10 protein-coding genes are annotated in these 11,704 nt (G+C 53.7%); 4 read left to right on the top strand and 6 right to left on the bottom strand.

All coding sequences use genetic code 11. The features are described 5' to 3' along the window. A partial coding sequence (locus EV680_RS11475) for a transposase (protein ID WP_207894345.1) occupies nt 1-312 on the top strand: 312 nt, incomplete at its 5' end. 52 nt (nt 313-364) lie between these two features. On the opposite strand, the gene EV680_RS11470 is transcribed toward EV680_RS11475, so the two are convergent. Together EV680_RS11470 and EV680_RS11465 are read right to left on the bottom strand one after the other, a co-directional pair. Continuing rightward, nucleotides 365-793 carry a hypothetical protein gene (locus EV680_RS11470; RefSeq protein WP_132954880.1) on the bottom strand — a complete coding sequence of 143 codons (429 nt, stop codon included), beginning with the start codon at nt 791-793 and terminating at the stop codon, nt 365-367. After that, nucleotides 777-2,096, bottom strand: coding sequence for a homoserine dehydrogenase (locus EV680_RS11465; protein WP_132954879.1), 1,320 nt, complete (start codon nt 2,094-2,096; stop codon nt 777-779). The genes EV680_RS11470 and EV680_RS11465 overlap by 17 nt, the downstream gene beginning before the upstream one ends. A gap of 124 nt (nt 2,097-2,220) precedes the next feature. On the opposite strand from EV680_RS11465, the gene EV680_RS11460 reads away from it, so the two are divergent. From EV680_RS11460 to EV680_RS11450, 3 genes are all read left to right on the top strand, one after another. Beyond that, nucleotides 2,221-2,589 (top strand): Mth938-like domain-containing protein, encoded by a 369-nt coding sequence (locus tag EV680_RS11460; RefSeq protein WP_132954878.1) that lies wholly within the window; start codon nt 2,221-2,223, stop codon nt 2,587-2,589. 720 nt (nt 2,590-3,309) lie between these two features. Further along, nucleotides 3,310-4,047 carry a glutathione peroxidase gene (locus tag EV680_RS11455; RefSeq protein ID WP_132954877.1) on the top strand — a complete coding sequence of 246 codons (738 nt, stop codon included), beginning with the start codon at nt 3,310-3,312 and terminating at the stop codon, nt 4,045-4,047. 214 nt (nt 4,048-4,261) lie between these two features. Beyond that, nucleotides 4,262-5,710, top strand: a complete 1,449-nt coding sequence (locus EV680_RS11450; protein WP_132954876.1) for a dihydrolipoyl dehydrogenase — start codon at nt 4,262-4,264, stop codon at nt 5,708-5,710. Between the two features lie 291 nt (nt 5,711-6,001). On the opposite strand, the gene lepB is transcribed toward EV680_RS11450, so the two are convergent. The 4 genes from lepB to EV680_RS11425 all read right to left on the bottom strand — a co-directional run bounded on the left by lepB (nt 6,002) and on the right by EV680_RS11425 (nt 11,493). Next, nucleotides 6,002-6,985: a signal peptidase I gene (gene lepB / locus EV680_RS11445; protein WP_132954875.1), complete on the bottom strand. Its 984-nt coding sequence runs from the start codon at nt 6,983-6,985 to the stop codon at nt 6,002-6,004. Further along, nucleotides 6,985-8,778 carry a translation elongation factor 4 gene (gene lepA / locus EV680_RS11440; RefSeq protein ID WP_132954882.1) on the bottom strand — a complete coding sequence of 598 codons (1,794 nt, stop codon included), beginning with the start codon at nt 8,776-8,778 and terminating at the stop codon, nt 6,985-6,987. Before lepA ends, lepB begins: the two co-directional genes overlap by 1 nt. 262 nt (nt 8,779-9,040) lie before the next feature. Continuing rightward, nucleotides 9,041-10,885, bottom strand: coding sequence for a SurA N-terminal domain-containing protein (locus tag EV680_RS11435; RefSeq protein ID WP_132954874.1), 1,845 nt, complete (start codon nt 10,883-10,885; stop codon nt 9,041-9,043). Nucleotides 10,886-11,034: 149 nt separating this feature from the next. Next, entirely contained in the window at nt 11,035-11,493 is a 459-nt protein-coding gene (locus EV680_RS11425) for a copper chaperone PCu(A)C (RefSeq protein ID WP_132954872.1), read from the bottom strand. Nucleotides 11,494-11,704: the final 211 nt, after the last annotated feature.

Raw genomic sequence — 11,704 nt, 5'->3', positions numbered from 1 at the left:
CTGCTGCATTTACAGCAAATATCGAAAGAAACCCCCGAAGGCCGGCATGCCGTGGTGGTGATGGACGGTGCGGGCTGGCATCAAGATTTTAATGAGCTGAAAAACGTATCCATATTGAAACTACCGCCATATTCACCGGAACTGAACCCCATAGAGCGGGTATGGCGGCAACTGAAGCAAACCTCCTTATCCAACCGTTGTTATAAGGGCTATGATCAGATTGTAGAGGCTGGCTGCATTGCGTGGAATGCGTTGGTTGCAGAAAAAGACAGACTCTGTTCGCTGGTGGCTTGTGAATGGGCTTTATTATAGATTATTTATTTTAAATGGTATCAGACGGCCTTTTTAACCAGATCACCCAGCTTCAAGGCGCTTGCAAATCTGCAATGCATTGGCGGTCGCGCGCTTCAAATGCGGCGCTGCCGCCGAGCAAATCCAGCTGCTCTTGCGCGCTGATTTTGCTCATTGATTGAATCTGCTTTTCGGTGAGCTTATCCAGCGGCTTTTCCCACATGCACACGCAATAATCTTCAATCACTTGCTCTGATTGGCCGCCTAAACCGCGCGCACTTAAATCGCCCTGCCATTTTTCAGAAAACGGCACGTTTTTAATGCACGATTCGATAATCGCCTGCTTGGCTTTGGGCTTGCTCAGCGCGCATTGCGACAAAAAGAAAAAGCCGGCAAAAAGCGCCATCACCACCCAAAACCAAATGCGGATGGTGCGGATTTTGGCCTTGGCGCGGCGGCGCTGCTCTTCGGGCGTTTGCCCGGGTTTATCCGTTGCGGCCATGCATGCTCTCCATGCGGATCATCACCACCGGACGCGCCACGCTCTCGAGCGCTTCGATGGCGGCGATGGCGGCTTTGATGTGTTTTTCCACCGTACTGTGGGTCAGAATCACGATTTCGGCAATGGTTTTGTCGATCACGCCTTTTTGAATCAAAGCTTCAATCGACACGCCTTCTTTGGCCAGCAGATTGGCAATCTGGCCGAGCACGCCGGGTTTGTCGTCGGCTTCCACGCGCAAATAATAGCTGCTGCTGATTTCATCCATAGGCAGCATATTTTGCGGCTTCACCTGGCTGGGCTGGAAAGCCAGATGCGGCACGCGGTTGCCGGTGTCGGCCGTGATCAGGCGGCTGATGTCGATGATGTCGGCCACCACCGCGCTGGCAGTCGGCAAAGCGCCGGCACCGGCACCGTAATAAAGAGTTTCGCCCACCATGTCGGCATCCACTCGCACGGCATTCATCACGCCGTTTACATTGGCAATCAGGCGGCTCTCGGGAATCAGCGTCGGGTGCACGCGCAATTCGATGCCCTTGGCGCTTTTGCGGGTGATGCCCAAAAGTTTGATGCGGTAGCCCAGCTCTTCGGCATATTTGATGTCGCGGCTGTCGAGCTTGCTGATGCCTTCCAGATAGCAGGCATCGAAATTCACCGGCGTGCCGAAAGCCAGCGCGCTCATGATGGTGATTTTGTGGCCGGCATCATGCCCTTCGATATCGAAAGTGGGGTCGGCTTCGGCATAGCCCAAAGCTTGCGCCTGCTTCAACACATCGGCAAAAGCGCTGCCTTTTTCGCGCATTTCGGTGAGAATGAAATTGCTGGTGCCGTTGATGATACCGGCAATCGACTGGATATTGTTGGCCGCCAAGCCTTCGCGCAAAGCCTTGATAATCGGTATGCCGCCGGCCACAGCCGCTTCAAACTGCACCATCACATTCTTCTGCTCGGCCAGCGCAAAAATTTCATTGCCGTATTCGGCCAAAAGCTTTTTATTGGCCGTAACCACATGTTTGCCATGCTCGATGGCGGTAAGCACGAGCTTTTTGGCAATATCGGTGCCGCCGAAAAGCTCCACCACAATATCCACTTCGGGGTGTTGCACCACTTCGAAAGGGTCTTCCGTGATCAGGGTTTGCGGCGGGCAGATGCGGCAGCCTTTCTCGGCATTTCGGGTCGACACCATAAATACGTTTACATCGCGCCCCAGGCGGCGGCTGATTTCGGCAGCGTTATTCTGCAAAACATCCACCGCGCCCTTGCCGACTGTTCCCAACCCTAAAATACCGATATTGACAGGCTTCATTGTGTCTCCTTAAGCCGTATGTGTTAGTATAAGCGCGAGCCCAAAGCCGCAGCCGCCCTGAATTCAAAGGGCTTAATGCTACCCGAATTCGCTTGTTTTTGCACCCGATTTTACGGAAAACATCATGCTTATCGAAGAAACCCGCCCCGAGGGCAGCTTTAACATCACCGCTTATCAGCCCGGCTGCATCGAAATCGACGGCCAAAGCTATGCGCATGCCGTGGTGCTGGGCGCGCACGGCATCACGGCATGCGCTCAGGCTGCAGCGGCCGATTTGTGCGCCGAAGATTTTCTGCCGGCCGAGGGCGGCATCTTGCCCGAAGTGATTATTGTGGGCACCGGCGAAAAACATGTGTTTCTGCACCCCAAAATCACCGCCGCGCTGGCGGCCAAAGGCATCGGCTTGGAAAGCATGTCCACCGCGGCCGCCTGCCGCACGGTAATGGTGCTGCAAGGCGAAGGCCGCCGTGTGTGGGCGTGGTTGTGGCCGTAAACACAGGTTAAATCCGCTGCGCCTACGCAACTTTCTGCTTCATCAAACCGTCACACATGCTCTCTACAATGCCTGCATTATACCCATTCGAAAAAATAAGATAACAAGGCGGCGAGCCGAAGACAGTACACCTAGTACGGCAAGGCGAGACAACGCAGTTAGGTTATTTTTTCGAATGGGTATTATTCAGATTAACCGGCGGGCAAACCGCACAAGGAGCATTCATGCAACACCGCAGACGACAAAGCATTTTCCAAGCCGCCAAGCGCGCTTTCAATGCCCACCATCCCAAACCCGAGCACCGCGCCAAACCGGTGCAGGCCGTATCAGGCCGCTGAGCACGGCTTTTGCCATGCCCGTCGGCATACCGCAAATATTATTCCAATCAAACCGCCTGCGCCAAATGCCGGGCGGTTTGATGTTAACAGCGAAGAAAAGGCAAACTTACTATCTTCATCCGCAGGTGTGGTTTACCGGCCGAAAGCCGCAAACCACGCGCATCGGCGCATGCCGTCTGAAAAGTAAATTTCCGTAAAGCGGCTGTTGTTTTCATAGAGCCGCCTCATATAAATCAGTATGCTGCCAACAGCGCCTGCCGCCCTTCATAGCTTTTCATAATGGCGATTATTTGAACTACAAATTATCCGCACCGGCAACACCCGCTATAATGGCTGCATTCGTTTTGATATTCTTTCCACCACCTTCATTAGGAGCAAATAAATGGCTTTAGTAGATCATACCGGCAAACCCGTACCGAGCTGCACTTTCCACACCCGCGTGGGCGATTCTTGGAAAGACATCACCACCGATGAGCTTTTCAAAGGCAAAAAAGTGGTTGTGTTCTCATTGCCGGGCGCATTCACCCCCACCTGCTCTTCCAGCCACCTGCCCCGCTACAACGAGCTGGCCAAAGCATTTAAAGAAAACGGCATCGACGACATCTTGTGCGTTTCTGTAAACGACACTTTCGTGATGAACGCTTGGGCTGCCGATGAAGAGTCTGACAACATCACCATGATTCCCGATGGCAACTGCGAATTCACCGAAGGCATGGGCATGCTGGTCGACAAAAACGACTTGGGCTTCGGCAAACGCTCATGGCGCTACTCTATGCTGGTCAACGACGGCGTGGTAGAAAAAATGTTTATCGAGCCGGAAAAAGAAGGCGACCCCTTTGAAGTTTCCGATGCCGACACCATGCTGAAATATGTCGCGCCCGAATGGAAACCGCAAGAATCCATCGCCATTTTCACCAAACCCGGCTGCCAATTCTGCGCCAAAGCCAAAAAATCTTTGGATGAAAAAGGCTTGGCTTACGAAGAAATCGTGTTGGGTAAAGATGCCAGCGTGGTATCTGTGCGCGCCATCACCGGCAAAGTAACCGCCCCGCAAGTGTTTATCGGCGGCAAATACATCGGCGGCAGCGAAGAGCTGGCAGCTTATTTGGCTCAACACTAATCTTTCCGATTAGCAGATAAAACCAGATGCGGGCGGCGCTTCATGTCGCCCGCCTGAGCAGCCTCAAAGGGTTATTCAGACAGTACTTATCGCATGATGGGCGCTGCCTGAATAACTCTTTTTAGTAAATACTTTTTAACATTGCCATTGGCTAATGCAGCCATAGCAAACACAAACAGGCCGTCTGAAACGGCTTGGCACGAAAGGAAAACCCATGAAAAAAATCCAGGCCGATGTGGTAGTGATTGGCGGCGGCACCGCCGGCATGGGCGCATTCCGCGCCGCGCGACAACACACCGATAATGTTTACCTGATTGAGAGCCATGTGTTCGGCACCACCTGTGCCCGCGTGGGCTGCATGCCTTCCAAGCTTTTGATTGCAGCGGCCGAAGCCCGCTATCACGCGCTGCACACCGACCCTTTCGGTGTGCACCTGGATAAAAGCAGCGTAACGGTAAACGGCGAAGAAGTGATGCATCGCGTGAAATCCGAACGCGACCGCTTTGTCGGCTTTGTGCTAAGCGATGTGGAAGAATGGCCGGCCGACAAACGCATTATGGGCGAGGCCAAATTCATCGATGAACACACCGTGCAAATCGACGACCACACCCAAATCAGCGCCGAGCGTATTGTGATTGCCACAGGCTCACGCCCGGTGATTCTGCCGCAATGGCAGGGCTTGGGCGACAAGCTCATCATCAATGACGATGTGTTTTCATGGGACACTCTGCCCAAAAGCGTGGCCGTGTTCGGCCCGGGCGTGATTGGTTTGGAAATCGGCCAAGCCTTGCACCGCTTGGGTGTTAAAGTGCACATTTTCGGCTTGGGCGGCTTTTTGGGCGGTATTTCCGATCCGGTGGTGCTGGAAGAAGCCAAGAAAGTGTTTGGCGAAGAGCTCACCATGAATCTGGATGCCCAAAGCGAAGTGAAGCTTGATGCCGAGGGCAATGTCGAAGTGCATTGGCAGGAAGGCAGCGAAAGTGGCGTGTTCACCGCCGAATATATGCTCGCCGCCGTGGGCCGCCGCCCCAATGTGGACAAACTCGGCCTGGAAAACCTGAGCATCGAGCTTGATGAGCGCGGCGTGCCCAAAGCCGACCGCCTCACCATGCAAACCAGCATTGCACATATCTTTATCGCAGGCGATGCATCCAACCAGCTGCCGCTGCTGCACGAAGCGAGCGATCAGGGCAAAATCGCCGGCGAAAATGCAGGCGCTTATCCGAATATCAGCAAGGGTTTGCGCCGCAGCACCATCGGCGTGGTGTTTACCAGCCCGCAAATCGCCACCATCGGCATGCGTTTTGCCCAAGTGGAAGCACGTTATAAAAACATGGAATGCGTGGCCATCGGCGAAGTGTCGTTCCACAATCAGGGCCGCAGCCGCGTGATGCTGGTCAACCAAGGCAAGATGCGCGTGTATGCCGAACAAGGCACGGGCTTGTTTATCGGCGCAGAAATCATCGGCCCCGCCGCCGAGCATCTGGCACATTTGCTGGCTTGGGCGCATCAGCTGAAAATGACCATCCCCCAAATGCTCGACATGCCTTTCTACCACCCGGTAATCGAAGAAGGCTTGCGCACGGCTTTGCGCGATGCCAATAGCAAGCTCAAGCTCGGCGATAAAGCAGCAGCAGAATGCCGCGAATGCCCGGGCGAATAAACCGCAAACCTGCAAACACGCTCTAAACACACACACGCATCAGGCCGTCTGAAAATATTTCAGACGGCCTTTTTCTTTTGCCGCACAACATCACGACACCCAAAACATCCCGTTTGCCCGAAGTCAGTCGGCTCGAGAGCGAAAATGTTCAGACGGCCTTGCAAAAGGCCGTCTGAAAAGTATTGAAAATGCCGGTTTGAATCAGCTGTACAAACAACACAAAGCAGGCCGTCTGAAACATTCAGACGGCCTGCTTGCCTATTGATGCAAAATAAACTTTTTAAGCAACGATCAACGCACTTTCATGCCCACGCGGCTCATATCGCCGAAGTTCATCCAAATGAAAAATGCCTTGCCCACAATCAGTTGGTCGCTGACAAAGCCCCAATAGCGGCTGTCTTCACTGTTATCGCGGTTGTCGCCCATCATGAAATAATGGCCTTCGGGCACGCTGCAACGAAACCAAGAGCCGTCTTCCGCATATTCACAATTGCTGCGAAACGGAAATTCGGCGCGCACGCCTTGCGGCAGAAAGCTCGGCTGCTCCGGCATTTTCAAAATGTCGAAACTGTGGCCGTTGATGGTTTCACGATACGCTTCGGTGGCGATGGTGATTTGGCCGTATTGGCGGGTGTTTTCCGTGTAGCTCAAGGGGCCGACGGGATGGTCTTCCACCACTTTGCCGTTGATGCTCAACACCTTGTTTTTATATTCAATCAAATCGCCCGGCACGCCGATGGCGCGTTTGACGTAATTGATTTTGGTGTTTTCCGGATAGTTGAACACCACCACATCGCCACGCCCCACTTCGCCGGTGGCCACGAGCACGTTGTTGATAATCGGCATGCGGATGCCGTATGAAAATTTGTTTACCAAAATAAAATCGCCCACCACCAAATTCGGGCGCATCGAGCTGGAAGGAATCTGGAAAGGCTCGGCCACAAACGTGCGCAACACAAACACAATCAGAATAATCGGAAAAAAGCCACTCATATAATCGGTGAAATGGTTGCCGTCGGTGTGTGCCTGGTTTTTCAGACGGCGTTTGTGCAGCAGCCACACCGCGCCGGTGAAGAGCACGAAAATCAGCAGCACGGCGGTAAAGCTCATGGCGGCCGAGAGCAGGCCGAACACGCCCACCATCATCAAAAGATAGCCCCATTGCAGGCCGCCGCTCCATTCACCATTGGCTTCGCGCTCTTTGCTGCTGCGCAAAAACATCACCACGCCGGCAATCAGGGCGCCGATGGCTGCCAAAATCAAGGTATTGCTCATTATTTATCCCCCACTTGCAAAATCGCCAAGAAAGCGCTTTGCGGAATTTCCACATTGCCCACTTGTTTCATGCGGCGTTTGCCGGCTTTTTGTTTTTCCAACAGCTTTTTCTTGCGGGTGATGTCGCCGCCGTAACACTTGGCCAACACGTTTTTGCGCAAGGCTTTCACATTTTCGCGCGCGATAATCTGGCTGCCGATGGAAGCCTGCACGGCAATATCGAACATTTGGCGCGGAATCAGCTCGCGCATTTTCGAAGCCAGCTCGCGGCCGCGGTGCACGGCGCTTTGGCGGTGCACAATCAGGCTTAAGGCATCCACTTTTTCGCCGTTAACCATAATATCGAGCTTAATCAGATCGGCGGGCTGGAATTCTTTGAACTCATAATCGAGCGAAGCATAGCCGCGCGAAGTGGATTTGAGCTTGTCGAAGAAATCCATCACCACTTCGTTCATCGGCAAATCATAAGTGAGCATCACTTGGCGGCCGAGGTATTGCATGTTTACCTGCACGCCGCGCTTTTGGTTGCACAGCGTCATCACATTGCCCACATATTCTTGCGGCGTGAGGATGGTGGCGGTGATAATCGGCTCGAAAATGGTTTCGATGCTGCCGATCTCGGGCAGCTTGGAGGGGTTTTCCACCTCGATTTTTTCACCGCTTTTGAGCAACACTTCATACACCACCGTGGGCGCGGTGGTGATTAAATCCATATCGAATTCGCGCTCGAGCCGCTCTTGCACGATTTCAAGGTGCAGCAAGCCCAAAAAGCCGCAGCGGAAACCAAAACCCAAAGCCTGCGACACTTCCGGCTCGAATTTCAGCGAAGCATCGTTTAATTGCAGCTTTTCCAGCGCATCGCGCAAGGCTTCGTAATCGTGGCTTTCCACCGGATACAGCCCCGCAAACACTTGCGATTGCACCTCTTGGAAGCCCGGTAGCGGCTCGGCGGCAGGCTTGGCGGTGTGGGTAATGGTGTCGCCCACTTTGGCCGAGCCCAGCTCTTTCACGCCGGTAATCAAAAAGCCCACTTCGCCGGCTTTTAATTCGGCTTTAGGCACCGATTTGGGGGTGAACACGCCCAGCTGCTCCACCTGCGTTTCCGCACGGGTGCTCATAAAGCGCGCTTTGTCTTTCAGCTTGAGGGTGCCGTTTTTAACGCGGATCAGCATCACCACACCGACATAGTTGTCAAACCACGAGTCGATAATCATTGCCTGCAAAGGCGCTTCTTCGTCGCCTTGCGGCGGCGGCACTTTTTTCACGATTTCTTCCAGCACATCTTCCACACCCAGGCCGCTTTTGGCCGAGCAGGTTACCGCGCCCACGGCATCGATGCCGATAATGTCTTCGATTTCTTGCGCCACGCGGTCGGGGTCGGCGGCGGGCAAGTCGATTTTATTGAGCACCGGCACCACTTCCACGCCCAAATCGATGGCGGTGTAGCAGTTGGCCACGGTTTGCGCTTCCACGCCTTGCGAGGCATCCACCACCAAAAGCGCCCCTTCGCAAGCGGAAAGCGAGCGCGACACTTCATAAGAAAAATCGACGTGGCCGGGGGTGTCGATCAGATTGAGCTGATACACTTCGCCATCGCGCGCCTTATAGTTCAAAGCCGCAGTTTGCGCCTTGATGGTGATGCCGCGCTCTTTTTCGATGTCCATCGAATCGAGCACCTGTGTGCTCATTTCACGCAGATCGAGGCCGCCGCAATATTGGATAAAGCGATCGGCCAGCGTGGATTTGCCGTGGTCGATATGGGCGATAATGGAGAAATTGCGGATATTTTTCATCTTGTTGTGGGGTGTCCGAAAGGAAGTGGGCAAGGCTGTTTGAATGTTTTCAGACGGCCTGGATAAACTCAAAGCAAATAGCTGCATATTCTAGCCTAAAAACGGGCTTTGGGCTAATGTTCGCCATCGCTTTTCTGCCGTAAAACCGATAAAAAATTAAAACAGCCGGCGCGGCCTGATGGTTTTGGCGGTATTTTGCCGCAGGCAGACAAAAGGCCGTCTGAAACTTTTTTCAGACGGCCTTTTATTGACCAAACAAACTTTACTGCCCGCCGTTATCCACTTTTTGCGCGCCCTGCTTTTGTTTGATGTTTTTTTGCAGATAAGCCAGCAAGCCGTCGAAAGTGGTGTTGGCTTGATTTTGCAGCAGCAACTGGCGCGCTTGCGGCAATTGCTCGGCCAGATTGGCCGGCGGTTTGATGGCCTGCACTTCCATCAGCACCGGTGCCGGCAGACCTTCGAGCAACACATAGGCAGGTTTGCCGCCGGCCGGCCGCGCTTTCATCAGCTGGCTGTAGGCTTCGGGCGGCATAGATTGGCGCGCCTGCTCGGCGCTCAGCTGCGACACCGGCGACCAAGCCAGCGCGGGGCTTTCACCGGATTGCAAATCCACCAGCGTTTGCTTAGCTTTGGCTTCGGCCAGCTTGCCGGCTTCGCTTTGCAGATAGGCTGTGCGCACATGCTCTTTGGCTTTTTCGAAAGTTTCCACCTCCGCCGGGCGCACTTCTTTGGCACGCACCACCCACACGGTGTTTTCGCCCACGTTTATCGGCTCGGAATTGTGCTTTTTCTTCAACACTTCATCGCTGAAAATGGTGTTGATCAAATCATCGGGCATGCCGGCGGCCTTGCCGTTTTCACGGGTGAGCCATTCATCGGGCGCTTCGAGCTTGAGGCCGGCGGCTTTAGCCACAGCAGCGAGGCTTTCGGGATGGTTGAAAGCTTCTTCGGCCAGCTTTTCTTTGGCCAGATTAAAAGCTTGGGCGGCTTTGCGCTGCTTGATTTCGGCTTCAAGACGGGTTTTTTCCTGCGCAAACACGGGCGCATCCTGCGTGTTGAGCACGGTGATGATGTGATAACCGTAATCGGTTTTCACCACGTCGCTGATTTGGCCTTTTTGCAGGCTGAAAGCGCTGTTTTCAAACGCTTCGCCCAAGCCGCCGTCTTTGGCGACATAGCCCAGATTGCCGCCTTTATCGGCAGAGGCCGGATCTTTGGAATATTGCTTGGCCAACGCGGCAAAATCGGCGGGCTTGGCCTTCACTTGTGCCAACACTTTTTCCGCTTCGGCTTTGGCGGCTGCATCGACGGCAGCTGAGGCATCTTGCGGCACGGGGAAGAAAATATGCGCCACTTCGCGCTTGGGCGCGGCGGCGGCGTTTTCCTGCTCAAAGGCTTTTTGCAGCTCTTCTTCGCTCACGCTTTGCTTGGCGGCCAGATCTTGGCTGCTCAGCGCCACATATTCGATTTTAACGGCTTCGGGAATGGTGTAGTCTGCCTGATGCGCATCATAATAGCTTTTGAGCGCGGCATCGGTGATTTTCACTTGCGCGGCAAAGGCTTGCGGGCTGAAGGTGAAGCTGCGTATGGTGCGCTCCGACTGCATCAGATTGACCAGCTGCGCGGCTTGCGCATCGCTCACCAAGGTGCCGTTTTGCACCAGGTTCATCAGGTTTTGCAAGGCAAATTGCTGGCGGATTTCTTCAACAAATTGATCTTCGTTCATGTTGCGCTGGCTCAGATATTGGCTGAACATCGCCTGGCTGAATTTGCCGGAGGCATCGTGAAAGCCGGGATCATCGACAATAATCTGCTTGATTTGCTCGTTCGACACGCTGATGCCCATCATTTTTGCGCCCTGAATCAGATAAGCGCGTTGCAGCAGCGAATTGAAAATCACATCGCGCCCGCTGTTGTCGCCTGCGGCTTGGGCATTTTGCAGCGCAACATTGAGCGCATGGTCGCTGATTTTTTCATCGCCCACTTTGGCAATATAATCGGAGCCGGGCGCGGCCACGGTGCTCACGCCGAAGCCGACAAAAGTCAGCGCGATTAAGCCCAGCAGCACTTTGGCCGGGCCGTTGTATTTTTCGATAGAGGCAAACATGGTTGTCTTTAATAAGGTGCGGTAAAAAATAAAAGCGCATTGTAGCGTGTTTTGCCTGATAAATCACCTTTGCGGCCAAACGATATATGCGCCTGCCGGCATCAAAACAGGCCGTCTGAAAGTTCAGACGGCCTGCGCAACGGTAAAACTTAATGCGGCATATTGTGCATCGGCATGCTGCTTTGCGCCGGCGTTTTCGTTTCTACGGTGATGGTTTTGGATTTGGCGTTTTTAAAACGCAAGGTGAGCGGGAATTTATCGCCCTCTTTCAGCGGCGCTTTGAGCCCCATCAGCATGATGTGGTAGCTGCCCGGCTGCAATACGATTTCCTGATTTTTGGGCAACGGCAGGCCGCCGACCACTTCGCGCATGCGCATCACGCCGTTGTCGTTGATGTGGTTGTGGATTTCCACGCGCTCGGCCACGGGCGTGCTGCCGCCGAGCAGCACATCGTCGGCTTTGCCTTCGTTTTCGATTTCCATAAACACACCGCCCATGCTCATGCCCGGCACAGTGGTGCGCGCCCAGGCATTATCGATATCGATGCCGGCGGCAAAAGCGGTTTGACAGGCACCAGCAAGTAAGAGTGCGGCCATCAGTTTCTTCATTATTTATTCCTTTCAAATGATTGTTTATTACAAATCGCTTATACATCGAAAGGCCGTCTGAAACCTTGATGCAGGTTAAACACTATAGTGTGCTTTCAGACGGCCTTAACTTTAATTTGAACTGCCCCCACAATCTTGGACATTTTTAAGCCACTAAATCAATCATTCTTCAAGCGGCGGTTGCAAACTGGGTTCTGTATGCCACAGGACT

The sequence above is a fragment of the Uruburuella suis genome (assembly GCF_004341385.1).
GTDB lineage: Bacteria > Pseudomonadota > Gammaproteobacteria > Burkholderiales > Neisseriaceae > Neisseria > Neisseria suis.
The sequence above is the reverse complement of the archived record's forward strand: the minus strand, read 5'-3'. Positions and strand labels throughout refer to the sequence as shown.